Source organism: Novosphingobium sp. PP1Y, from assembly GCF_000253255.1.
Classification (GTDB): domain Bacteria; phylum Pseudomonadota; class Alphaproteobacteria; order Sphingomonadales; family Sphingomonadaceae; genus Novosphingobium.
On the sequence record NC_015583.1, the window covers coordinates 486,038 to 510,820 of the forward strand.

Annotated in this window: 24 protein-coding genes; 22 read left to right on the forward strand and 2 right to left on the reverse strand. The window is 62.9% G+C overall.

Features of this window, described 5'->3' with window-relative positions; translation table 11 throughout:
- Positions 1-60 precede the first annotated feature (60 nt).
- From PP1Y_RS26275 to PP1Y_RS03180, 10 genes are all read left to right on the forward strand, one after another.
- Positions 61-816, forward strand: a complete 756-nt coding sequence (locus PP1Y_RS26275; protein ID WP_232512330.1) for a ParB/RepB/Spo0J family partition protein — start codon at positions 61-63, stop codon at positions 814-816.
- Complete coding sequence (locus tag PP1Y_RS26280; protein WP_232512331.1) at positions 716-1,159, forward strand: hypothetical protein; 444 nt, start codon at positions 716-718, stop codon at positions 1,157-1,159. Before PP1Y_RS26275 ends, PP1Y_RS26280 begins: the two co-directional genes overlap by 101 nt.
- Before the next feature lie 1,266 nt (positions 1,160-2,425).
- Positions 2,426-3,775: a hypothetical protein gene (locus PP1Y_RS03145; RefSeq protein WP_086000000.1), complete on the forward strand. Its 1,350-nt coding sequence runs from the start codon at positions 2,426-2,428 to the stop codon at positions 3,773-3,775.
- 176 nt (positions 3,776-3,951) lie between these two features.
- The gene (locus PP1Y_RS26285) at positions 3,952-5,286 is read left to right on the forward strand and encodes an EAL domain-containing protein (protein ID WP_051009929.1); all 1,335 of its coding nucleotides are present in this window, start codon (positions 3,952-3,954) and stop codon (positions 5,284-5,286) included.
- A 179-nt stretch (positions 5,287-5,465) separates the two neighbouring features.
- The gene (locus PP1Y_RS26070) at positions 5,466-5,588 is read left to right on the forward strand and encodes a CHAP domain-containing protein (RefSeq protein ID WP_148274804.1); all 123 of its coding nucleotides are present in this window, start codon (positions 5,466-5,468) and stop codon (positions 5,586-5,588) included.
- Between the two features lie 45 nt (positions 5,589-5,633).
- Complete coding sequence (locus PP1Y_RS24560) at positions 5,634-5,846, forward strand: hypothetical protein (protein WP_051009930.1); 213 nt, start codon at positions 5,634-5,636, stop codon at positions 5,844-5,846.
- 279 nt (positions 5,847-6,125) lie between these two features.
- Entirely contained in the window at positions 6,126-7,784 is a 1,659-nt protein-coding gene (locus PP1Y_RS03160) for a hypothetical protein (protein WP_013836650.1), read from the forward strand.
- 886 nt (positions 7,785-8,670) lie between these two features.
- Complete coding sequence (locus PP1Y_RS03170) at positions 8,671-9,288, forward strand: EAL domain-containing protein (RefSeq protein ID WP_013836651.1); 618 nt, start codon at positions 8,671-8,673, stop codon at positions 9,286-9,288.
- A 98-nt stretch (positions 9,289-9,386) separates the two neighbouring features.
- Positions 9,387-9,851, forward strand: a complete 465-nt coding sequence (locus PP1Y_RS03175; protein ID WP_232512333.1) for a response regulator — start codon at positions 9,387-9,389, stop codon at positions 9,849-9,851.
- Positions 9,852-10,039: 188 nt separating this feature from the next.
- Positions 10,040-11,170 carry a sensor histidine kinase gene (locus tag PP1Y_RS03180; protein WP_148274806.1) on the forward strand — a complete coding sequence of 377 codons (1,131 nt, stop codon included), beginning with the start codon at positions 10,040-10,042 and terminating at the stop codon, positions 11,168-11,170.
- On the opposite strand, the gene PP1Y_RS03185 is transcribed toward PP1Y_RS03180, so the two are convergent.
- Positions 11,141-12,469 (reverse strand): hypothetical protein, encoded by a 1,329-nt coding sequence (locus tag PP1Y_RS03185; RefSeq protein WP_148274807.1) that lies wholly within the window; start codon positions 12,467-12,469, stop codon positions 11,141-11,143. The two genes, PP1Y_RS03180 and PP1Y_RS03185, sit on opposite strands and share 30 nt — an antisense overlap.
- Positions 12,470-13,087: 618 nt before the next feature.
- On the opposite strand from PP1Y_RS03185, the gene cpaB reads away from it, so the two are divergent.
- The 12 genes from cpaB to PP1Y_RS03245 all read left to right on the forward strand — a co-directional run bounded on the left by cpaB (position 13,088) and on the right by PP1Y_RS03245 (position 24,182).
- Positions 13,088-14,008, forward strand: a complete 921-nt coding sequence (gene cpaB / locus PP1Y_RS03190) for a Flp pilus assembly protein CpaB (RefSeq protein WP_013836655.1) — start codon at positions 13,088-13,090, stop codon at positions 14,006-14,008.
- Entirely contained in the window at positions 14,005-15,222 is a 1,218-nt protein-coding gene (locus PP1Y_RS03195) for a type II and III secretion system protein family protein (RefSeq protein ID WP_013836656.1), read from the forward strand. The genes cpaB and PP1Y_RS03195 overlap by 4 nt, the downstream gene beginning before the upstream one ends.
- 1 nt (position 15,223) lies before the next feature.
- Positions 15,224-16,390 carry a histidine kinase gene (locus PP1Y_RS03200; protein WP_013836657.1) on the forward strand — a complete coding sequence of 389 codons (1,167 nt, stop codon included), beginning with the start codon at positions 15,224-15,226 and terminating at the stop codon, positions 16,388-16,390.
- The gene (locus tag PP1Y_RS03205) at positions 16,387-17,730 is read left to right on the forward strand and encodes a CpaF family protein (protein ID WP_013836658.1); all 1,344 of its coding nucleotides are present in this window, start codon (positions 16,387-16,389) and stop codon (positions 17,728-17,730) included. The genes PP1Y_RS03200 and PP1Y_RS03205 overlap by 4 nt, the downstream gene beginning before the upstream one ends.
- Entirely contained in the window at positions 17,724-18,626 is a 903-nt protein-coding gene (locus PP1Y_RS03210; RefSeq protein WP_041558308.1) for a type II secretion system F family protein, read from the forward strand. Before PP1Y_RS03205 ends, PP1Y_RS03210 begins: the two co-directional genes overlap by 7 nt.
- Positions 18,626-19,519 (forward strand): type II secretion system F family protein, encoded by an 894-nt coding sequence (locus tag PP1Y_RS03215; RefSeq protein ID WP_013836660.1) that lies wholly within the window; start codon positions 18,626-18,628, stop codon positions 19,517-19,519. Before PP1Y_RS03210 ends, PP1Y_RS03215 begins: the two co-directional genes overlap by 1 nt.
- Complete coding sequence (locus PP1Y_RS03220; protein ID WP_013836661.1) at positions 19,516-20,220, forward strand: tetratricopeptide repeat protein; 705 nt, start codon at positions 19,516-19,518, stop codon at positions 20,218-20,220. The genes PP1Y_RS03215 and PP1Y_RS03220 overlap by 4 nt, the downstream gene beginning before the upstream one ends.
- Positions 20,217-21,983 carry a pilus assembly protein TadG-related protein gene (locus PP1Y_RS03225; RefSeq protein ID WP_041558311.1) on the forward strand — a complete coding sequence of 589 codons (1,767 nt, stop codon included), beginning with the start codon at positions 20,217-20,219 and terminating at the stop codon, positions 21,981-21,983. The genes PP1Y_RS03220 and PP1Y_RS03225 overlap by 4 nt, the downstream gene beginning before the upstream one ends.
- A 78-nt stretch (positions 21,984-22,061) precedes the next feature.
- Positions 22,062-22,241: a Flp family type IVb pilin gene (locus tag PP1Y_RS03230; protein ID WP_013836663.1), complete on the forward strand. Its 180-nt coding sequence runs from the start codon at positions 22,062-22,064 to the stop codon at positions 22,239-22,241.
- 16 nt (positions 22,242-22,257) lie between these two features.
- On the forward strand, positions 22,258-22,686 hold the full coding sequence (locus tag PP1Y_RS03235) for a TadE/TadG family type IV pilus assembly protein (protein ID WP_013836664.1): 429 nt from the start codon (positions 22,258-22,260) through the stop codon (positions 22,684-22,686).
- A complete protein-coding gene (locus tag PP1Y_RS03240; RefSeq protein ID WP_013836665.1) occupies positions 22,687-23,148 on the forward strand; it encodes a hypothetical protein in 462 nt (153 codons plus the stop codon). It abuts the gene before it with no gap.
- 29 nt (positions 23,149-23,177) lie between these two features.
- A complete protein-coding gene (locus PP1Y_RS03245; protein ID WP_232512335.1) occupies positions 23,178-24,182 on the forward strand; it encodes a response regulator in 1,005 nt (334 codons plus the stop codon).
- A 43-nt stretch (positions 24,183-24,225) separates the two neighbouring features.
- Here PP1Y_RS03245 and PP1Y_RS03250 read toward each other — a convergent pair whose 3' ends face one another.
- The gene (locus tag PP1Y_RS03250; RefSeq protein ID WP_148274808.1) at positions 24,226-24,750 is read right to left on the reverse strand and encodes a prepilin peptidase; all 525 of its coding nucleotides are present in this window, start codon (positions 24,748-24,750) and stop codon (positions 24,226-24,228) included.
- Positions 24,751-24,783 lie beyond the last annotated feature (33 nt).

The following is a 24,783-nucleotide window of genomic DNA, read 5'->3' on the forward strand; positions in this document are numbered from 1 at the left end:
ACCGTCCAGCGTCGCTAACCTTCGGATTGGAGAGCCGAATTGCGGCCGGAATGAACATGATTGCGCAAGGCCTCCAGTGGGGAGTGGCTGTATGGTAACGTTTTGACGTTGAAAGCGGAGTGCTTGATGGCAGGCTTCTTAAGAGACATCCTCACGACACTGTCATACGAGCCTGCCGCTGCCGACCAGATTCCTGCGGACGGGGCCGCGCTGTCCCGCCTCGATCAACGGCTGGCCGGTTTCGTTCAGAATTCCGGGCAGAACCGCAGCGCAATCACCATCCGGCCGAACGACTGTTCCGTCTGGGACGGGAACCCCAGGGATCAACCCGGCCTGACCTCGGAGAACTGCCGCTCCCTGATCGAATCAATTGCCCAGGAGGACGGGAACCGCATTCCAGTCCTGGTGCGGCGCAACCCACCCGGGAGCGACGCGCCATACGAACTGATCGTTGGCAGTCGCCGGCGCTTTTCGGTCGATTGGCTCAACCACAACGGCCGCCCCGAAATACGCCTCAACGCCCTCGTCGTCGATCTCAGCGACGAGGAAGCGTTTCGCCTTGCCGACATCGAAAACCGCGAGCGCGAGGACATCACCGAGCTGGATCGGGCACGCAGCTATCAAAATGCGGTCGATCGGTTTTATGGGGGAGGTTCAGTCGCGCATGGCAACTGCGCTCAATCTTTCGAACAGCCAGCTGAGCCGGCTACTTGCCTTGGCCCAGATGCCGGAAGAGGTGGTCGACGCCTTCGCAACGCGAGACGAGTTGCGCGTACGGCATTCGGAAGTGCTGACGCCGCTACTGCGCAGGCCTGAGCAGTGCCAGCGGATCCTCGTTGCCGCCCGGGAGATCGGAACGGAACAGCAACGACTCGCTGCAAGCGGAGAACGCATGATCGCTGCTGCTGCGGTGCTCCAACGCCTGAAGGAGGCAGGGACAAGCGGCGATCGCAAAGGTCATGCCGAGACGCCCATAATCATCGGCAATTCACGCGTGGGCAAAGTCAAACCGGCCCGTGACGGATTGGCAGTCGACATGGTCGTTTCGGATGAAACCGACATAGACGAGCTCCTGCACCGGGTCCGCGCAGCGATCCTCGCGAGCCGCGATCGGTCGGCTGCGTCACATGCCATAGCGCTCGACCGAGCCGACGCCTGAAGGAGAACGACACAACTGGGCCGGGACCGGATCGGGGCTGATCCGATCTTTGGCTGCCGCATCTACGCGATAACCTAAGCTGGGGGAGTTGGCGATATCCCGGGGCGAAAGTCCCGGGATATCGTTTTTCTGGTTACGTTAACGTGGGCCAAGCCGCTCTGAGCGGTTCCTGTCCGTTCGCCAAGCCGTCACACACCCGATTCCGGCAGTCTGTACTACCATTGTGCGAACGAACAGCAGCGCCCGTTCCAAGCCTTGCCGCAATTGCAGCCGGATCGGCCATATTTTAAGGAACCGACCAATTGCGCGGGGCATGCATGCTTTTGCCCAATATTGCGTCAGTTTGAGCTGATTTGCCCCTCGTTCCATGAACATCCGGCGTGCCCGGGGCACTTTTGCGTGGTTGAAAGGCTCCTTCCCGAAACGAGATGCGCCGCTTGTACAAGACAAGCATCCCGCTGAACCGACGCGGTTTCTTCTAAACGCGCGTCCGATCATTCCGGCTCTTAGGCTGCCTGCGGAATTCGGGCACACTTTTATGGAGAAGCCAGACATGCCGGGCAATTATTCGCACCGTTCGGCAAGGCACCTGCTGCTTTGCGCAACAACCATTCCTCTTTTTCTGCTGGGAGCCTGCGCCGACGGAGTCGGTTTCAAGGTCGGTGCTGGGGGCGGCGGTTCGCCGTCCGGCCCGACAGATCCCGGTGGTCCTTCCGGGCCCACCGATCCATCCGGCCCGACGGACCCCAGCGGTCCTTCCGGGCCCACCGACCCTTCCGGCCCGACAGATCCCAGCGGTCCTTCCGGACCCACCGATCCATCCGGCCCGACAGATTCCAGCGGTCCTTCCGGACCCACCGATCCATCCGGCCCGACAGATCCCAGCGGTCCTTCCGGACCCACCGATCCATCCGGCCCGACGGACCCCAGCGGTCCTTCCGGGCCCACCGACCCTTCCGGCCCGACGGATCCCAGCGGTCCTACCGGGCCCACCGATCCATCCGGCCCGACAGATCCCAGCGGTCCTTCCGGACCCACCGATCCATCCGGCCCGACAGATCCCAGCGGTCCTTCCGGACCCACCGATCCATCCGGCCCGACGGACCCCAGCGGTCCTTCCGGGCCCACCGACCATCCGGCCCGACGGATCCCAGCGGTCCTACCGGGCCCACCGATCCATCCGGCCCGACGGACCCCAGCGGTCCTTCTGGACCCACGGGCTTCACGGGCACGCTGATCGGCGCCACTGTCGATGACACGACAGTCGTGGGCCCGTCCGGGACGGATACGCTTGCGGACGTAAACCTGCTTCCTTCGACTGCGACGGATGCGCAGGATACACTGGCGGTGGACGTACTGGCCGGGGACGGCACAGTGGTTCAGGTCGTGCTCCCCACGAGCGCGGAAGGCGTTCAGGATACCCTGGCTCCGGTTGGCAACCTCGCCGGCGCCCTGCTCGGCGAACAGGTGGGCAACCTGGTCAACGATACCACCGGCGCCCTCTCGCCCACCGTGGCTAGCCTCACCTCCACGGTCGACCAGGTCGCATCGCCCCTGCTCGATACCGTCAATGGCCTGACCTCGCCCCTGCTTGGCGATGGCGGACTGCTCGAGCCGGTCACCGGTGTCACCGATGGACTGCTCGGCGGCCTCACCGATGGCCTGCCGGTCGGCGGCAACGAGCCGGCGCGCACGTATGACGGCCCGCTGCTCGGCCTCGACCTGGGCAACAATCTCGTCACCGGTCCGACGACTTCCGACACCTTGGCGGGGGTCAACCTGCTCTCCGACGGAACCAGCCTGGCCGAGGGCCAACTGGTCACCGCAGAGGTCCTCTCCGGCGATACCGTGCTCGACGTGAGCCTGCCCACCACGGCAGAAGGCATCACCGACGGCCTCGCCCCGGTCGGCAACCTCACCGGAGCCCTGCTCGGCGAACAGGTCGGCAGCCTCGTCGACCAGGTGAGCGGCACCGCCGCACCGGTCCTCGCTCCGGTCACCGGCATCGTCGACGGCCTGACTGCACCCGTGCTCGATACCGTCAATTCGACGCTGGGCGGCGTGGTCGGCGATACCGCCGGCGGCCTGCTCGAGCCAATCACCGGCGGATTGCTGAACGGCGGGGAGCAAGGTGGCCTGCTGGCGCCTGTCACCGGCGTGGTCGACTCGACCCTGGGCGGCCTCTCCGGTGGCGGCGAGAGCGGCGGGCTGCTCGCCCCGGTCACCGGCATCGTCGATACCCTCACCGGCGGCAGCGCGGACGGCGGTGTCCTCGCCCCCGTCACCGGCGTGGTCGACTCCGCCCTGGGCGGCCTCTCCGGCGGCAGCGAAAGCGGCGGGCTGCTCGCCCCCGTCACCGGCATCGTCGATACCCTCACCGGCGGCAGCGCGGACGGCGGTGTCCTCGCCCCCGTCACCGGCGTGGTCGACTCAACCCTGGGCGGCCTCTCCGGTGGCGGCGAGAGCGGCGGGCTGCTCGCCCCGGTTACCGGCATCGTCGGCTCGCTGACCGGCGGCCTGACCGGCGGAACCGACGGCGCTCCCGATACCGGTACGAGTTCGCCGATCGCCCCTGTCACCGGACTGCTCGGCGGTCTGCTCGGAGGCAGCAACTGACCACCTGAACCCCTTGGTCACCCCCCGCGTAGCCGGCGACCCCATGGCCGGATGCGCAACAGCCCCCTTCTCTTGCTCCTCCAGGGGGAGAAGGGGCGGAGGAGGCAGCCCCAATCTCCAACCCGAGGCTGCCTCCTCCACCTGGAGGACCCATTCATGCCGCAGGATATCGCACCATGAGCCAACCGACCATCGCCCCCCGCACCTGCCATATGGCCTTCCGCCTCAACAATGCGCAGCCCATCACCGCGGCTTACGGACAAGGCATGGTCACCGCCGCCATGGATCACTTCGCTGCCAGCCTGCAGCGCTATCTCGTCGGCCTGCACGGCTACCTCGGCCCGGTCGAACTCGACCGGAGCGGCGAGAACGAGATCATGGTCGCCTGCAAGCGGACCCGCATCGGCCCCGAAGTCATGCGCACCCTGATCGACGAGCTGTGCGCCGGCATCGCCATGGATCCGCTGCGCCACGACGGCCGTCTGGTCCTGCTCTCGGTCACCGCCGGCTGCGCCTTCGTATCCCTGGACGCAGGCATCGAAGCCGATGCGGCAGAGCATGAGGCCTGCAAGGCTCAGGCCCGCCTGCGTCTTGCCGATGCCACCATGCCCAGCGACGGCCCGCTCCTGCCCTCCCAGACCCAGATCCGCCTCTACCGCGAAGACATGGTCCAGGCCGCAGCCCTGCTCGAGCGGATCGGGCGCGAGGAAGCCTTCTTCGTCTGGCGTCCGATCTTCAAGCCGCAGGAACCCGACCGCGTCCTGCACTACGAAGCGCTCCTGCGCCTGCCCGGCGAACAGGGCGAGCAGCTCGAATGTACCCTGGCCTATGCCGCGCTCGAAAGACTGGGGCTGGCCTATCTCGCCGACAAGCATGCCGCATCGCGCGTGCTCGACGAACTCGAGGCTGACCCGCTCGCCAGCATCTCCTTCGCCATATCGGCCCAGAGCCTGTCTCCCCACCTGCATGGACGCGATGCGGCATGGACCGAACTGCTCGCCCGCCTGCGCGCCGACAAGGGCCTTGCCGCGCGCCTCGTCCTGGAAATCCACGAGACAGCGCCAATGACCGGCTTCGCCGAAGTCCAGGCCCTGGTCGGCCAGATGCGCGCGCTGGGCGCCCGCATCTGCATCGCCGGCTTCGGATCGGGCTTCGCCTCTACCCGCCAATTGCTCATGATCCAGCCCGACATCGTCAAGCTCGACAGCATCTTCCTGCACACCGCCTACCAGTGCGAGCGAAACCGAAACCGCATCAGCCACCTCATCGGCCTCGCCCGAACCCTCTCCAACACCCTCGTCATCGATGGCGTCGAAACGCCCTGGCACATGAAACTCGCAAGGGAAGAAAACGTCCAATGGATCGCAGGGCCCCTGCAGGGCCGCGCAAGCACAAGACGCGCATGGCTCGCAAAACCTCAAAAACCACGCGCTAACGGCGGCGAAGAGACCGTAGACGACAACCTGGTTTTCTTGCCACAGCCTGCGGGGCAAGCAGTACAGCTGCGATAAGCGCATTGCCTTTTCAGTTCCGGTCTCAGGCAACACGACAGGCCCTTGCCGGCAATCGCCGGCAAGGGCCATGTCCAACCTGGAATGCGAACCTTGTGCTCGTACCCGTTCGGGTATCGGCCTGCGGGGAGATGCTTATACCTGGTGGACAAAGGCAGTCGGCCGCTATGCACGCGGCCATGCACCGCGGGCCCGGCGCAGTCGTCGTGCTGCACCGCCACGGTCATGCCCCGCTCGGACATCCGGCCTTCGTCGAGCGGATCATCGATTCCAGGACCATTCTCGTCAGCCACGCCATCTGATCTCGCCTTGGCCGGAGGCACGGCCAGATCGAACGCAATGTCGCGATGCTCGATGTTTCCGCAGGCAACGACTGGAGTCTTGTGCGAGTGTGGCATGCGCCGATCCATAACCTGGGCGAGACGCACTGGCCCATGGCAGGATTCCTCTACGGCGGCGCCATTGGCGCGGCTGAAGTGGCATGGCGTGCAAGCGGCGATTCGTTCGCGCGCCGGCATGATCATCATGCGGCCCATACTGATGCCGGCGTCGCCGGCTAAATTACAACCAAAGCGGAAGCTGCCGAAATTCATCGCTATTCCGAGCCATTTGACCTCACTCCTGCGCGCTTTGCGTGTCCGTGCTTCCACCTTGCGGAACGCCAGCCGCCCTCTCCCGGGCGTATTGCGCAATTTTTCGCACCCCTTTCGCGATGCCTGAATTCAGGCATGCCAGATGCACCTCAACATGACTTCATCTAGGCGAGCGGAGGCATTTCCCGGCCCTTATCCTCCGATCGAGCAGCGCCGCATGGCCTGTTCTTACTGGAGGAAAAACACATGTCCATCACTCGTATCGCCCGACTGAGGCGGCAAGCTCTGATCAGTGCCGCAACCCTCCCGCTTCTCCTGCTCGGCGCCTGCGCCGGCGGAGTTGGCTTCCATGGAGGTGTTGGCAATCCCGGTGGCCCCACGGAGCCAGGCGGACCGACCGGTCCGACAGATCCGAGTGATCCATCCGGCCCGACGGATCCCAGCGGTCCTACCGGGCCCACCGATCCATCCGGCCCGACGGACCCCAGCGGTCCTTCTGGACCCACGGGCTTCACGGGCACGCTGATCGGCGCCACTGTCGATGACACGACAGTCGTGGGCCCGTCCGGGACGGATACGCTTGCGGACGTAAACCTGCTTCCTTCGACTGCGACGGATGCGCAGGATACACTGGCGGTGGACGTACTGGCCGGGGACGGCACAGTGGTTCAGGTCGTGCTCCCCACGAGCGCGGAAGGCGTTCAGGATACCCTGGCTCCGGTTGGCAACCTCGCCGGCGCCCTGCTCGGCGAACAGGTGGGCAACCTGGTCAACGATACCACCGGCGCCCTCTCGCCCACCGTGGCTAGCCTCACCTCCACGGTCGACCAGGTCGCATCGCCCCTGCTCGATACCGTCAATGGCCTGACCTCGCCCCTGCTTGGCGATGGCGGACTGCTCGAGCCGGTCACCGGTGTCACCGATGGACTGCTCGGCGGCCTCACCGATGGCCTGCCGGTCGGCGGCAACGAGCCGGCGCGCACGTATGACGGCCCGCTGCTCGGCCTCGACCTGGGCAACAATCTCGTCACCGGTCCGACGACTTCCGACACCTTGGCGGGGGTCAACCTGCTCTCCGACGGAACCAGCCTGGCCGAGGGCCAACTGGTCACCGCAGAGGTCCTCTCCGGCGATACCGTGCTCGACGTGAGCCTGCCCACCACGGCAGAAGGCATCACCGACGGCCTCGCCCCGGTCGGCAACCTCACCGGAGCCCTGCTCGGCGAACAGGTCGGCAGCCTCGTCGACCAGGTGAGCGGCACCGCCGCACCGGTCCTCGCTCCGGTCACCGGCATCGTCGACGGCCTGACTGCACCCGTGCTCGATACCGTCAATTCGACGCTGGGCGGCGTGGTCGGCGATACCGCCGGCGGCCTGCTCGAGCCAATCACCGGCGGATTGCTGAACGGCGGGGAGCAAGGTGGCCTGCTGGCGCCTGTCACCGGCGTGGTCGACTCGACCCTGGGCGGCCTCTCCGGTGGCGGCGAGAGCGGCGGGCTGCTCGCCCCGGTCACCGGCATCGTCGATACCCTCACCGGCGGCAGCGCGGACGGCGGTGTCCTCGCCCCCGTCACCGGCGTGGTCGACTCCGCCCTGGGCGGCCTCTCCGGCGGCAGCGAAAGCGGCGGGCTGCTCGCCCCCGTCACCGGCATCGTCGATACCCTCACCGGCGGCAGCGCGGACGGCGGTGTCCTCGCCCCCGTCACCGGCGTGGTCGACTCAACCCTGGGCGGCCTCTCCGGTGGCGGCGAGAGCGGCGGGCTGCTCGCCCCGGTTACCGGCATCGTCGGCTCGCTGACCGGCGGCCTGACCGGCGGAACCGACGGCGCTCCCGATACCGGTACGAGTTCGCCGATCGCCCCTGTCACCGGACTGCTCGGCGGTCTGCTCGGAGGCAGCAACTGACCACCTGAACCCCTTGGTCACCCCCCGCGTAGCCGGCGACCCCATGGCCGGATGCGCAACAGCCCCCTTCTCTTGCTCCTCCAGGGGGAGAAGGGGCGGAGGAGGCAGCCCCAATCTCCAACCCGAGGCTGCCTCCTCCACCTGGAGGACCCATTCATGCCGCAGGATATCGCACCATGAGCCAACCGACCATCGCCCCCCGCACCTGCCATATGGCCTTCCGCCTCAACAATGCGCAGCCCATCACCGCGGCTTACGGACAAGGCATGGTCACCGCCGCCATGGATCACTTCGCTGCCAGCCTGCAGCGCTATCTCGTCGGCCTGCACGGCTACCTCGGCCCGGTCGAACTCGACCGGAGCGGCGAGAACGAGATCATGGTCGCCTGCAAGCGGACCCGCATCGGCCCCGAAGTCATGCGCACCCTGATCGACGAGCTGTGCGCCGGCATCGCCATGGATCCGCTGCGCCACGACGGCCGTCTGGTCCTGCTCTCGGTCACCGCCGGCTGCGCCTTCGTATCCCTGGACGCAGGCATCGAAGCCGATGCGGCAGAGCATGAGGCCTGCAAGGCTCAGGCCCGCCTGCGTCTTGCCGATGCCACCATGCCCAGCGACGGCCCGCTCCTGCCCTCCCAGACCCAGATCCGCCTCTACCGCGAAGACATGGTCCAGGCCGCAGCCCTGCTCGAGCGGATCGGGCGCGAGGAAGCCTTCTTCGTCTGGCGTCCGATCTTCAAGCCGCAGGAACCCGACCGCGTCCTGCACTACGAAGCGCTCCTGCGCTGCCCGGCGAACAGGGCGAGCAGCTCGAATGTACCCTGGCCTATGCCGCGCTCGAAAGACTGGGGCTGGCCTATCTCGCCGACAAGCATGCCGCATCGCGCGTGCTCGACGAACTCGAGGCTGACCCGCTCGCCAGCATCTCCTTCGCCATATCGGCCCAGAGCCTGTCTCCCCACCTGCATGGACGCGATGCGGCATGGACCGAACTGCTCGCCCGCCTGCGCGCCGACAAGGGCCTTGCCGCGCGCCTCGTCCTGGAAATCCACGAGACAGCGCCAATGACCGGCTTCGCCGAAGTCCAGGCCCTGGTCGGCCAGATGCGCGCGCTGGGCGCCCGCATCTGCATCGCCGGCTTCGGATCGGGCTTCGCCTCTACCCGCCAATTGCTCATGATCCAGCCCGACATCGTCAAGCTCGACAGCATCTTCCTGCACACCGCCTACCAGTGCGAGCGAAACCGAAACCGCATCAGCCACCTCATCGGCCTCGCCCGAACCCTCTCCAACACCCTCGTCATCGATGGCGTCGAAACGCCCTGGCACATGAAACTCGCAAGGGAAGAAAACGTCCAATGGATCGCAGGGCCCCTGCAGGGCCGCGCAAGCACAAGACGCGCATGGCTCGCAAAACCTCAAAAACCACGCGCTAACGCAGATACTGGAAGAGGATCTGCAAACTCGCGCATTCCCCAGAGCTTCGGCCGTCTTTCCCCAACTTGAATGGGCTATGGAGGTGGTTCGAGAATGCATGCACTGGCAATGTCGACCCCAGCTTCAAGATTAAATCTTTGTCGCATGGGCGTTCCAAGGACTGACCTGTGGTGCTTTTCAGGGCAAGCTTGAATCCCATTTCGGAGCAAGCAGCGGAGCAGGATTTCCTGGGGTCGATGGAACGGACAACACCGACGGTACTCGTGATAGACGACGTGGCAGAGATCGTGGAGGAATTGCTCACTCTCCTATCCTTGCGAGAAATTTCAGCCACGGGCGCGCATTCTTTGGACGGAGCCATCGGCGCGCTCGAGAACGCGCCGCAGATCCGCGTTATCGCCTGCGACGTTCGGCTGGGAAAGGAATCCGGTTTCGACATCTGCGACAGAATTCGTACGCATCCGCGACTCAAGGCCCGCAATTTCGCGTACATCTTCATCTCGGGTGACCCCATGCGCCTCAATCAGGCCTCGCATCTGCCCAAGCATTCCATCCTGACGAAACCGGTCGAACCGCGTGCGCTTATCGAACTCCTCAGAGAAAAGCTGGATGCCATGCGAACAATTGGCTAGCAGCAGTTTATGTTCACAAGTGCTCATAGCCGCCTATACCTCCATCCATCACTCAATCACCTGAAGTTCGCTTGAGAAATGGCGACATCAATGGACGAAAATGAGGGCAGAGGAATGAACTGGCTGGAAGTTCACGATTATCGTGAAGGCAATGTGCACGCGTTCTACCCCGAAGAGGGGATGTGATCGTGAACTGCGACAGCAATCGGAATCAGCACTTCGAGATCGAAGCCCTTCGCGCAGAACGCGACGAACTCAAGCAAATTTTCAATGACTTGCAAGCCAGCATCGGCCTCATGCCTATCCGTGACGTCAGTTTTCATCCCGAAAGTGCACGGCTTTCATTTCTTAATGCGTCGGCCCAGACCGCCCATCGATCCAGCCACCTGCAGATCCATCCGGACGACTGCGAGTTATTGAAGGCCCATTCGGCAAGCGATCATGCCTCAGTCGAATTACGTCTCGCAACTCAAGGCCTGGCAAGCTTCATACTCGTATTGCGCAAGAATACCGGGAACGCGCGCTGGGCTTCGGGCCTTCTGGCGAACATCAGGGAACCACGCCACCTGATCGAAGCGGTCTCTGCGAAGAGCAGGCTTGCCGACCTTGGTGAGCGAACATCAGCCATCGTTCACGAGATACGCCAGCCGCTGTTCACGATCGCCATGGCCAACGAAAACTTGCGGCTCATGCTGGACACTCCCGGCGCCTTGAAATCGCGAATGCAAAAGTCTGTCGCGAGGATCGCCGACCAGGTTGCCCGAGCCCAGAACATTGTCCAGCGGACACTCTCCTACGTCTCGACAAACGGTGCAGAGTCGCAATTCACCGACCTGCCCCTGACGCTTGCAAACACCGTTGAATTCCTCGACTCGTTCTTTGAATCCGACAGCATTCAGGTGCGGCTCGATATCCCCCACGAAACGGCAATGGTAGCCCTCGAACAGCTCGAAGTGGAGCAACTCTTCGTCAATGTATTGCGAAATGCGGCCGACAGCATTCGCAAGCGGCGCCAGGCCGGTTGGGAAGGCGAAGGAGAGATTGCAATCAGCGCCAAGATCCGTGACGATCAAGTACTTTGCGAAGTTGCCGACAATGGAGCGGGCCTGCTCCGCAGAGAGGCAAGCCGTTGCTTCGAACGCTTTTACACAACTCGCAAGGAAAGCGGTACGGGTCTTGGCCTCTACATCTGTGAGCAATTCGTCGCCAAGGCAGGGGGCAAGATAGAGCTGTCACCGCGCGAGGTCGGCGGCGCCAGAATTGAGATCCGACTCCCCCTCATCGCCGGGTCAGATATCGTCGCGAGCGAGCCGGATTAGATACTGAGTCGTATCCCGGCCCCTCCCCAGGCATCTGAAATCGCCGTTAATCTCGAAGGCAATTTGCTCGACAAGCCACAATGTGGCGTGGTCCAGCGATTTCTTCGCCAAGGACATTCCAGCCTCGTCGACACACTGCACCCGGATGATGACGTGTGCAGGGCTCATTTCCGCGCTCAGGACGACCGCGCCGGACTTGCGCTCTCCCCCCGCCTTCCCGAATGCCCCAAATGCGCTGAGCAGGGCTGCCACCGCCATGATTTCCAACGCGTGGTGCTGCCCCGGGACCAAGTGATCCAGCGCATTGCCCCTCAGCGTGACCTGTACATCGTGATGGTAGACGTTGGATTTCGTTCCGGCGACGGCCCGTTCCAAAGCGCTGCGCACGTTTAGCTGTCCCTGCGCGGGATTTCCCTCACGCCCGAACCACCGGAACAGGTTGAGAATGGCGGCAGTGCCTTCGGTATGATCGGATATGCGGCGAATACGCTCAAGCAATTGGGTCCGCTCGGGATCGGCAATATCGAGATGTTCGACGATATAGCTCAGGTTGCCATTGGCCATCGAAATTACATTGAGCGGCTGCGAGAGGTCATGCAGCATCCCGCTTGTAATGCGGCCCAACAAAAGGTCTCGCGTGACCACCATGAGGCCGTCCTCACCCCAAGCCAGTACACGTGCATCGAGCATCGCCAGGTGACGCGCCAGGCCTGCTCCGATGAATGCCGCGCAAAACGCGCCGACCAGCATCGCTGTCACGCCCGCAATGCCTGGCAAGAGTAAATTCAACGAAAAGCAGACGGTGCACACGGTCGCAGCGAAGATCCAAACTCTTCCGGGGATCCGGAGCAGAACGGGAGCGAAGCGCGCCGGTAACAGTCCGGCGCACAGCATGAACAGAAACAAGACCCAGAAACCCGGCCCGGCTTCCCACGAGGAGAGCAAAGGCAAAGCAATCAACATCGCCCCTGCTCCGATGAGCGCAACCCCCCTTCCACGTAGCAGGCTGATGGCTCCTGCAATACCCGCGCCCGGTATTGCCGAGGCTGGCGCAGCAAGCGTAGTCAGGCCCAAGACCAGGGCGCAGATAGCAAGGCCTGCGACAAGCAACTGCGAAGAGCGATCGGCAGAAATGCTTCGCCTTGCGTTGCTCAAGAGCGGATCATTCTCCAACGGCTCTTCGGTCGCCGTGGCCGCAGTAGCGGTATCCTGCCCCGCCGGCACTGCGTGGAGCACCTTGCGGGGCCAGTCGCCATGACCGGAATCAGTCTCGAGCATAGTGCTGTGCGACCTGCTCATGGCCAGATCCTCTTGCTACGGTAAATTGCATGGGGTGCGACACACTTTCCATTCCGGGGCAGTGCCCCGCCTTTGCCTGATTTTCTCTTGCACGACTTGGGCATCAGCCCTGGCCCCGCAGAAGTCGATTCCCGATACCTGACCGCCATGCAATCGTTATTACCATTCTCGGAGAAATGGTCGCCAACGAACTGCAGCCAAAAGCGAACGCTCCTTCGCATAAATTGGCTTAATCCAGATCGTTGCGCAATTCGAATTGTCCAAACCGCGCGGATGTCGCAAGTTTTTTACGCCGCATCGCGGAGTAAGGTTAGCATGAAAGAACCGGATCGAACGTTAATATGCTGTTTAGTTATTAAACATCGAAACCCGGCACGGCGAGATTGTGTGCGATTTATGGTACAAGGCAACACAGAGCGCCTTATCCGCTGCTTTTGCGATAATACGTCAAACCTGTCCCAAAGAAGTCGCTTCGGGTTTTTCTCCATGCCCGCTCGCAGATACGACGCGCTATCATGAATACGCAACGCCCCCCTTTGCACGGCTTCAATACGCAAAACGTTGGGTAACCGGGGGCAGGATCAAATTGCGTAAGCGCAAGGTTCTGGGGAAAATGGCATGCGCCTGGGCACGAAAGCGAAGCTGACGATCGGCATAGGGCTGATGACTGCCGGGACTTTCGCCTTTCTGGGTTTCCGACAACTGGGGGATGCGGCAACACCAGTTACCGCGACAATGGCGCAAACAGCACTGCAAAGCCGCATAGAGCCCAAGCTTGTCCTGGCTGCATCGACGCGGAACATTCTGACAGGCGAGACCATCGATGCCAGCATGTTTCGCAGCGCAACCGCGGATCCTGCCGACCATCCCAACGTCGCCGTTCCCAGCGAAGTCGTCGGAAAGGTGGCCACGCGCGACATCCGCGCCAATACCCTGATACCCCGCGCTGCTCTCGGCCAGGAAACCAAGCTTGCAATCCGCGTTCCCCGCGGCATGCGCGCGGTCAGCATCGAAACGACTGCGGAGATTGCCGTCGCCGGCCTCGTCCGCCCGGGGGACCGTGTCGATGTTCAGGTTGTCTACCCCGGATCCGATGCCATCAGCGGTGCACGAGGCAGCGGTCGCAGCGAAGCCGAAACCCTGTTGCAGATGGTCCAGGTCCTCGCGGTAGGGGAAACGATCGTGGGCACGAGGCAGCCTTCGGGCGTCGAGGCACAAGTCTCCTCGCCGCCACCGCCTGCACGCAACGTCACGCTTGCACTGAGCCCCGAACAGGTCTCGGCGCTTACCCTGGCCAGGAGCACCGGCTCTCTTACCCTGTCGCTGCGCAATCCCGATGATGAAGCCCAGATCGAACTGGCGCGAGCGGTATCATCGGCTCCCAGCACACAACCGGCGCGCGCACCTGTAGTCAGGAACCTGGCGGCACCCGCCCCGGCTCCGCGCCCGCGCGCCGTGGCCAAACCCCAGCCGCACGCCATCGAGCTGGTCGTCGGCGGGAACAAGGAAGTCATCTATTCCGGGAGCGGATCGCGTTGAAAACCCTGATCGCATCTAGCCTGCTGGGCGCTAGCCTGCCGCTCATCGCCGCACCAACCGTGGCATGGGCGCAAAGCCCCGAAGTCGTCGCGATCAACGCCGACCGGACATTGTCCTTCCCGCGTTCGATAGGCCGGGTGGAAGTGGACAAGGAAAACATCGTCGCGATCGCCGCACCGACGGACCGCACCTTGCGGGTGACCGGCCTTGCGCAAGGTGACGCGACAGTTTCGGTCTTCTCGGGCGAAGGCAAGCTCATGGGCCGCACGACGATAGAGGTCCGCAATCCTTCCACGGCCCGCTTCACTTCCAGCGACGGGACGGCCAGGACGCTCGTGGCCGGTGAGAAAGTCGTGGCGGTCGACGTACAATTCGCGGCAGTTTCCACCTCAACGCTTCGGGCGCTCGGCTTCAGCTTCTCCAAGCTTTCGGGAGGACTGCAGGGTGCGCTTATCACGCCAAGCAGTCTCAACAGCGCAAGCCTGGGCTCATCGGGTCTCTCCATCGATGCCTCCGCGCCGATCCAGAATGCCTTCAACCTCTTCCTCGCATCGCCCAAGCGCGGCATCAGTTCGGTGCTGAGCGCGCTTTCGTCGAACGGCCTCTCCCAACTTCTCGCCCAACCGACCCTGATGGCCCGCTCCGGCGAAGAAGCCAGCTTCCTGGCGGGCGGCGAATTTCCGGTCCCCGTTCCCCAGACTACGAGCGGGAACGGCAACACTATCTCGATCCAGTACAAGGAATTTGGCGTTCGCCTTTCAGTGACGCCCTACGTCCTTTCCAAAGAGCACATCATCCTCAAGCTTGCGCCCGAGGTGAGCGAACTGGATTACAACAACGGCGTTCAGCTCCAGGGCTACGTGGTTCCCGGCATACGGCGGCGTTCGGCTGAAACCACGGTGGAACTCGGCAGCGGCCAGAGCTTCGTTATTGCCGGCCTGAATTACAGCAGCAGCTCGGTCTCGAAGGACAAGGTGCCTTTCCTCGGCGACATCCCCGTCCTCGGCGCTTTCTTCAAGCGCCAGGAAAGCCAGAAGGAACGCCAGGAACTGATCATCGTCGCCACCCCCAGGCTCGTCGATCCGGTGAGCCCACAGGATGTCCCTCCCCTGCCCGGCGCTTCCGGTCAGGTCGATCCTTCGATGGGCAAGATGATCCTCGGCAACGACGGTGTTGAACAGGCGATAGCCGAATTCGGAGTGGTGAGACGCTGATATGGGCAAAATCCATCTTCTATCGGTCGACCGTACCCTTGCCCAGCGCCTGACCGAGGCATTGGGGGAACGGGTTACCGTCGAAATGGTCCAGTCGCTTGAACTGGTGGACCTGGGCGAGCCCGGGATCGTCGTTATCGACCATGCAGCGATCGCGACAGAGCGCTCGCTGGGCTCGACGATTGCCGCGGTGTCGGACAGCGCGCCGGGCCGCGCCATCGTTCTGGCCACCGATGAACTTGAAACCGAGCAGGTCCTCTCAGCGATCCGGGCGGGCGCAGCCGACGTCATAGCCCGCAACGCTGAAGGATCCGCCATTGCCGGCGTTCTCTCGCGCATTCTCAACTCGGTGATCTCGACCCAGGGCCGTCCGGGCCGCCTCACGCTCGTACTGGGCGCCGACCGTGAAGCGGCTGCCGTGGCCGCCACGGACATGGCCCTTGCCTACAGCACGACGCAGACACCGACCTTGCTTGTCGATTGCACACTGCCCTCGAGCACTGCCGAAGCTTACCTCGACATCAAGGTGGATTACGGCCTTGCCGCCGCAGTCACCGATATCGACAGGATGGACGCAAGCCTCCTGGCCGACGCCCTGGCGCGCCATGAGCCGAGCGGATTGTCCCTGCTCACTTTCGATGGCGGCACCGGTGCCGAACCCGTGGGCCTATCTCCCAATGACGTGATCGGCCTGATCCAGTTGCTGCGCGCGAGTTGCCGCAACATCGTCCTGTGTTCGGGAGATCTTCGCAATGGTGGCCTCCTGCGTGAACTGGCATCCCAGGCGCAGGCCATCGAAATCGTGTGCAGCCAGTCCATTCGCGAACTGGATTCCTGCCGCCGCTTGCTCGATCGGGTCGCACCGGACACGGCAAGTCTGGCCCGCATGCGCCTGCTTGTATGGGGCCACGATCCGGCAATCCTGCTCGACGGTCGCCGCATGGCCGACGTCATGGGCATCGAAGCGCTGATGGGCGTGCCCTTCGACAGGATCGACTACTACAACGCCCTCAACGCGGGGCGGCCCCTCTATCTGGGCAGGGGCAATGCTTCCTACATCCAGGCTATCCGCCGCGTTTGCAACATCTCGGAGCAGCCACGCGGCACGGTCGCCCGCTTTGACAAGCTGCGGCGATCCGTCCTGCGCTCGCTGGAGCGTGCCGTATGAGCCTGCTGACCACCGATACCGTCAGCGAAGCGGCGCCCCAGTCGCCAATGCGAAGCGCGATCACACAACCGTCCTCGAAGCGGATGAGCGACACCTACCAGGCGGTCAAGGCGCTTACCTGCCAACAAGTCATCGAGCATCTCGAAGCGCAAGGCAACACCGCCGAAGGGCTCGAACAGCGCGCCCTGCGCTCGGAGATCGAGCAGGTCATCAACAGCCGCAGCCGGCGTGGTCAACTCGCGCTCAACAGCGCGGAACGCCTGCTGCTGATCGAGGACGTCGAAGACGAACTGGTCGGTCTGGGGCCCCTTGCCCCCCTCCTGCGCGACCGGACCATCGACGACATCATCGTAAATGGCGCCCAGACCATCTATGTCGAGCGTATGGGCTTGCTGGAACGCATCGAAACGCGTTTCCGCGACGATACGCACCTGATGAACATCATCCAGCGCATCGTCGGCCCCATCGGCCGCCGCGTCGACGAGGCCACCCCATATGTCGATGCCCGCCTTCCGGACGGATCGCGCGTCAACATCATCATCCCGCCCATCGCGCTCGATGGCCCCACGCTCTCGATCCGCAAGTTCCGCATGCAGGCGCTGACGATGGCCGATTGCGTCGCCAGCGAGACGATGAGCCAGCCGATGGCAGATTTCCTCGATGCCGCGGTCCGCTCGCGCCTGAACCTCGTCATTTGCGGCGGTACGGGTGCGGGCAAATCCACGTTGCTCAACGTCCTGTCCGGCTGCATCGGGCAGGGAGAGCGTCTCGTCACTATCGAGGATGCGGCAGAACTTCAGCTGCGCCAGGAACATGTCGTCCGGCTCGAGACGCGCCCTCCCAATGTCGACGGCAATCGCGAGGTCAGCGCGCGCGACCTCATGCGCAACGCCCTGCGAATGCGGCCCGACCGCATCATCCTAGGCGAAGTGCGCGGGACCGAAGTGGTAGAGATGCTGCAGGCCATGTCGACGGGCCACAACGGCTCGATGGCCACGCTTCACGGCAATTCTCCGCGTGATGCGCTTGCACGGCTCGAAATGCTGATGGGCTTTGCCGGCCTGCAGAACGACATGCGTGCGATCCGGCGCTTCGTCGCCAACAGCATTCACGTGATCGTCAACATCCAGCGCCTCAGCAATGGTCGGCGGCGGATCACCTCGATAACGGAAGTGACCGGCGTGGAAGGCGAGTCCTACACGCTCAACGAGCTGTTCCGCTTCGAGGAATCACCGCCGATGTCGGGCATGGGCGATTTTCGGATCACTTCCCCGCGTCCCTACCACGGCCCCAGCCTGCGCGACTACGCGCCGATGGTTCGTGGAGCGGAGACATGGTGAAGGGCGCCGCATACCTTATCCTGGCGTTGCTGATCATGGCAGCTCTAGCCTGGTACCTGGTCGGCGAGCGCAGGCGTTCACTGGCAGACATCGATCGTCGCCTTGCGCAATTGTCTGATGCAAACACCCCTTCTCCGCGCCAGTCCGCGCCGCTGACGGTGCCTGAAAGGCTCGCACCGCTACTGGCTCAGGCCCAGCTCGAAGTGACGGCTAGCACCATCCGCACGATCGGCGTTCTCGCACTCCTCACCGGGCTCGGCACCCTTGCGCTCTTCGGTCCTGCGGTGACCCTGCTCCTGCTGATCGGCGTGCCATTCCTCGCTCATGCCTGGGTCAGCGGCCGGGCGCGCAAGCGCATCGATGCCCTGACCGAAGCCCTGCCCCATTACATCGATGGCATCCGCCAGTTGCAGGCCGTCGGCAACTCGCTTTCCCAAGCCCTTGAGCGCGCGCTCGCCGAGGCGCCGGACGTAGTCCAGAGCTATTTCAGCCAGACGGCGCGCAAGCTCGAGATGGGGGCGCCGGTCGGAGAGACGATGCAACAGCTTGCAGACCGGCTCCGGGTCGCCGAAATTTCAATGCTCGCCGCCGCGATCAAGACCAACCTGCGTTACGGCGGTTCGATCACTTCCGCCTTGCGCAACCTCTCGAACATCTTGCGCGAACGCCTCCGGATCAAGCGTGAACTGCTCGCGGCAACTTCCGAGGCGAAGGTCTCTTCCCGCGTACTGATCGCCATGCCCCTGATCGCCATGGCGCTGCTCGTGGCGATGAACCCATCCTACATCGACTTCTTCGTGCAGGACGCCCGCGGCCACACAATGGTCCTCGTCGCTCTGGTGCTCGAGTTCCTCGGCATCTTCGTGATGCGCAGGACAATGAGGCTCGACTTCTGATGGTCCAGGCAAGTGCAATTCTGCTTTTCGTTCTGGCCGCCGCAAGCGTCGCTTTCGCAGGCTGCGGAGCGCGCATGCTACTGGCAGACAACCGACTGCGCGCGCGCCTGTCGGGTCGTCCCCAACGCCCCGGACAGCCGGGCCAGACTTCGCTGCGACTGCCCCGGCTCTTCATGGCCAGAGGACGCGACCGTGAGGAAATCGAAAAGAAGCTTCGCAGCGCCGGGATGTTCGGCAGCGGCGCGCTGGTGACGTTCCTGTGGCTCAGGCTGGCGGCCACCGCAGGCATGGCGCTGGCCGTGATGCTTTACGGATTGATTGCTGCCGGCAACCCGTTCGCCCACGTCTTTCCCCTCTTTGCGCTTCCCGGTCTGACCTACATCGGCGCCAAGTACATCCTGCAAATGCGGGCTACGGATCGTGAGCGGACATTGACCGCGGAATTTCCATTCCTGCTCGATCTCATGCTGATGATGCTCGAAAGCGGCATCTCGCTGGACCAGTGCTTCCGCGCCATTGCGCGCGATGAGCAGGTAGCCGTCCCCCATCACGCACGCCTGCTGGCCATGCTGGTCGATGACCTTGATCGCGGACAGGATTACCAGAACGCCCTCGATCGCTGGGCCGCGCGGGTGTCGGTCGCGGGAGCGCGCGAACTGGCGGCCCTGTTCCGGCAATCGCTGTTCCAGGGTATGGAACTGGTCCCGGCCCTACGCGAGTTCATCATCGAGTTCTCACAGCGCCGCGTCACGCGCGCGCGCGAGGCAATCGGAACGATCACCGTACGCATGGTCATCCTCATGCTCGTCTTTTTCATGCCTGCACTGTTCATCGTGCTGGCTGCCCCTCCGGTCGTTGCCATCTTCGACACCTTGCGGAGTACCGCGCCATGAGCAACCTGCTTCCTGCCAGGATCTCTCTTGCCGTCGCGCTGGCCGTTCTCGCCCCGACCCTTCGTGCAGCGCCCGCCCAGGCCCGCGCCACGGACGTGCAGGAGGCCGGCTCGACGAAATCCCTCTACCTCATGTTGATCCGTCAGGCCCGCAGTGACGGACGACCGCGAGCGGCCCTCGCCTATCTCGACGATTTCGACCGGCGTCACCCCGACGATCTCGAAGCCCGGATCCTGCGGGTGAACTGCCTGCTCGACCTGGGCCAGACCGGCGAAGCCAGCGCTGAAGCCGGAAAGCTTCCAACCGACGATCGCAGCGGTGAAGTGCAACAAGTCCGCGGCCACGTCTTCGCTGCTGAGAAGCACTGGCCCGATGCCATCGCGCAATATGAACAGGCTCTGCTGCTCAAGCCCGCCGATCCACTCACCAGCAACGCGCTCGGATATGCGCGCCTGCAGTCGGGTCAGTTCGAAGCCGCGCTTGAGAACCTGCGGGCGGCCCACGATCTCGCGCCAGACGATACGGTGATACGCAACAACCTGTTGCTGGCGCTTACCCTCGCCGATCACGCGCGCGAGGCCAAATACCTGTTCGAGACGATCGGGGACGAGACTGTGCGCAGCCGGATCCGGCGTGCGGTAGCCGACGAGGTGAACCGACTTGTCGCCCTTGCTACTGTCAAGGTCGAGGCGATGCTGTGAAGCTGCGGCCGGTTGCCTCCTTGCCCGAAGCGCGCGACGGCGTTGTCGGACCGATGCTGGCGGTACTTGGTGTATCGCTTCTGGCAGCCGCCGGCCTCGCGTTGGATGTCGCGCTGTACTACGTCGGTGAACGCGACTTGCGCGCAGCCACCGAAGCGGCGGCCCTTGCCGCTTCCATGAACCCCGGCAATGCCGAGGAACGCGCGCGCGATTACCTCACCCGCAATGGCTATGACGGCGACGTCCTGCAATCGGTCGAAGTCGGACGATACTGTCCTGACGTATCGGTCGATCCGAACCAACGTTTCGACCCTTCGTTCACGCGATGCCCCGGCAATGGCGTCGCCAATGCGGTGCGGCTTCACACGAAAAGGGCCAGCCGGCGCTTCCTCACCGGCGTTTTCGACGAGGCCGTCATTCCCGATATGGAAGTGACCGCTTCAGCGGCCCGGATCGACGAAGCCGGAATCGGTATCACTTCTGGATTGCTCACTGTGACCAATCCGCTGGTGAACGTCGTCAACGATCTGCTCGGTGCCCTGCTCGGCATCAAGCTGCGGCTCAACCAGTCCGACATCGAAGGCATGATGGGGGCCAATGTTGACGCGGGCTTGTTTTTCGATGCACTGGCCAAGCGTAGCGGCAGCACCGGCACTTACGGCGATCTCGTGGCCGGGACTTACGGTATCAAAGACATCGTCATGTCCGCAGCCGATGCCACGTCGAATATCGCGGCGAAACTCGGCCTGCATTCGCTGGGCTCGCAAGTGACGAACAGCTACCAGGTGCCGCTCTCGGACCTGTTTGGGCTCGGCGTCTGGAAGAACATGCCGGTAGGTCATGCGGATTCGCCGCCCTCGCTGCGTGCCGGGATCAATGCCTACCAGCTCGTTACCTTCGCCATTCAGGCCGGTCCCGGCGTCATCGACCTGTCCGACGCGGTAAGCCTGGCCGTGCCCGGCAGCATCGTGAAGATCGGCGCGATCGCAACGGGCCCTGCCGACCGTCCTCGCTTCTCATTCGGCCCCGCCGGCGAAACGAGCGTCGGGACTTCGCTACTGCGGCTCCAGATCCTGCTCGGGCTGGGCGATATCAATCTACTCGGCTTTCCGATCAGCGAGTCCGTGCCGGTCCTTATTGATGTCGCCGCTGCACATGCCGAGATTTCCCAGATTGAATGCACAGACACGGCGGAGCAAGGCCGCGACACCCGGGTCAATGTCACCGCGAGTTCGGGTCTGGTGAATGCCTATATCGGCAAGGCACCGGCCAATGCCCTCACCCGTCCGGTCCCGCCCATTACGGCTGACGACATCAGCCAGGTGCGGCTCCTGAATGTCCTCAACCTCGTGACTGTAGACGCGCGCGCCGTTGCCCAGCCTGTGTTCGGCAAAAGCTCCACGCTCACGTTCGGGCCCGGCGGCAATGGGACGATCGGCTCCCCCGACAGTCCAGGCTCTCCTGCAAGCGTTGGGAACGGGGCACAGGTCGGGCCGCTCATCAGTTCGCTTGTCGACGGCCTGATGGCGCCGGATGGCCTGCAGATCGAGCTGCTTGGACTGTGCCTGCCCATCGTCTGTCAGGGCAGCGAGGATACACTGCGCCAGACCTTGCTGGGCGCGATCACGACGCCGCTGAGCGGTCTTGTCGGAAATACCGCCGATCCCTTGCTGGATTTCGTTCTCGAAGCGCTCGGGATCCAGCTGGGACACGCCACGGTATGGGCGACGGGTGCGCGCTGCGGAGTGCCTGTGCTGATCTGAGAAGAGCTTTTGCGGCATCGGACCGCCTCCCTTCCGATGCCGCGCCGAGCTACGGGAGCAACCTGAAGGAAGAAAGCAATGATTGACTACACGCGTTACCTGATCCGCTCGCTGATCCGCGACGAGCGCGGCCTGACCGCTGTGGAATATGCGGTCCTTGGCGGCATCGTGGTTGCCGGAATTGTGGCTATCGGAAGTGGTTTTCAGGATAATCTGGCAACGGCCTTCTCGAATCTTTTCGCCAGCGCGACAAGCTGACCGAAGGGCATCGGCAATGGATGACCTGCTGCACCGCCTATCTCGTTGCCGTGCCGGCATGGCGGCGCTGGAGTTCGTGTTCCTGGCTCCGGCGCTGCTGATGCTGGTCTTCTCCATCATCGTCTATTCGCTGTACTTCGCAGCCTATTTCGGTGTGCGACAAGCGGCTTCGGAAGGTGCGCGTACCGCACTGGCTGGACTATCCAGCGACGAGCGCATCAGCCTTGCCACAACCCGCGCGCAGGAGATCGTGGACAGTTACGGAAATCTCTTGGGTTCGGGCAAGGATGCCGTGATCACCACCTCAACGGACGGCGCCAACGCCTTCATGGTCACCGTGAGCTACGACATAAGCGACAGTCCGATCATGCGCTACGCCAGCATCCTGCCCCTGCCCGCGACGGACATGAAAGCAAGCGCCACCGTCACGAATGGAGGCTATTGAATGGCTGCCATGGACTTCTTCGGCACGGCCGCACTCGTCCTGTTACTTCTGCCCGTCCTGGTACTGCCTTGGGGCGGCAAAGGCGTTCCCGCTCTGCACTTCGCAATTATTGCTGGTGCGGGCCTCGCAGCGGCATGGTTGACAGGCGGTGCTGCCGCACTCCTGGCCAGCGCGCTTTCGGGTGCCGTTAGCATGTTGAGTATCGCGGTTGCAGTGACAGCTCTGAAATCATGGCAGGGTGTACAAATTTTAACAGGAAGTCATATCCAGCTCCTTGCCACCGGGGCGATTTGGCTGGGTCCTGTAGGCAGCCTTTTAATGCTCTCTTTTTCGTCGATTTTTCTCTTTTCCAGCGCCTTTATCAACAAGGCTAACGGACAACTGCGCCGTCCTGACTTTTTCGCTATTGGCGTCTCGGCGATCCTCATTGTCCAGACCGGACAGATTTTTACCAAGCATTAAGACATCGAACCGAGAAATTTACCACAGCGATGAACCTCATGTCTCAGAATTGGCGGTTGAAATTGGGATCACTTTTCAATCCAAACCAGATCGAAGCTAACGAAGAAACCGAACTGGCTTCTCTCGTTCAGGACAAGCACTCCGGGAGCGTACTGATCGTCGACGACGATCCCGACTGGGGCGAAGAGTGCTCCTACGCCTTGCGAGCCATGGGCTACGAGCCCCTCCATGCTCTAACCCCCCAGGATGCCCTGCGGCTATATCTCGACAGCGATACGACTATCGCGATCATCGATTACAACATGCCCGGCAAAGATGGCATTTCGCTGATCCATGAACTTGCTCGCCATGCTCAAACGCTCGGCCGCCAGTTGCACATCGTCATGGCGACCGGCTATGCGACGAAAGACATTGCCGTGGACGCAATGCGTGCCTCGGTCTCGGATTTCCTCGAGAAGCCGATTCACCCTTCCGATCTGCGGCGCGCGTTGCAGCGCATCAGCGGGCTACAGGACAACCCGGCCGCTCGCGAAACCTTGTTGACCAAGATGTCGAGCCTTAGTTCCGAGCTGAACAGGCTGGCACAGCTTATCCATGAACCACAACCGAATGGCACGGGCAGCCTGAAACCGATGCTCGGACATTCGAACAATGGGCTACAGTTCAAAGGCCCGGCGATCGACAGATCCGTTCTTTGCGATTTCATTCGCGATCAACTGCGGAAGGAGTCGAAACGGCGCGGCATCGGTGGAGGAGCCCTGTTCGGCGATCCGACCTGGGAAATGCTCCTGGACCTGCTGCTTGCCAAGATTGAAGGTCGTACAGTCTCTGTATCCAGTGCCTGCATCGCATCCGGTGCGCCGATGAGCACGGCACTGCGCCTGGTCCGGCGACTGGTCACGGAAGACGTTCTCTGCCGCATCCCCGACGAAAAGGACAAACGGCGACACTTCTTGATCATCAATCCCAAGTTCGAACAACCCTTGATCGATTACCTTTCCGATCAGATCAGCCTCATGAATCCCGGCGTTTGACGAACGCGTTTCGCGTATTATCCGGGAAGGCTTCTTGCGACGATTACCAACCGGTACCCAGAATGGTGGCAATCTGTCGCAAGGTGGGCACCTGCAAGACAAGCACCCCAGCGGCTATAGGCAATCCATAAGGGACACTTTCGGGCTTCACGGCCTGGAAAATCATGTCGAGCAGTTGCATGAGAACCGCGACCAGTCCTCCCAGCAGGATTACAATCATTGCCAAGGTAGCAATCTTCTCTGGCGGAACCCACAAGGAACTGGCTAGGATCAGTTTGACATCTCCCCCGCCAAGGATCCTGAGCGCGAAGAGGATGCTCATGGGAACGGCCAGCAGAAGCGGTACGGACAGGTGCCGCAAAAGCGACAGCAAGCCTGGGCCTCCTGCAGCGCCATAGCAGAAAGGAATGGCCAGAAGGGCCACCGCGAGGCTGATTTCGTTTGGAATCCGGCGCTGACGTACGTCGATCATAGAGGCCATACAAAGAAAGCCTACTGCCAACAGCAAGGCAGCAGACATCATGGCTGCATTGTGCGGTTCGGATTGTCCTGTCAGCGGCCAATTCATTGCAGGGCCTCTGCCCGACCGAACGATCTCGCC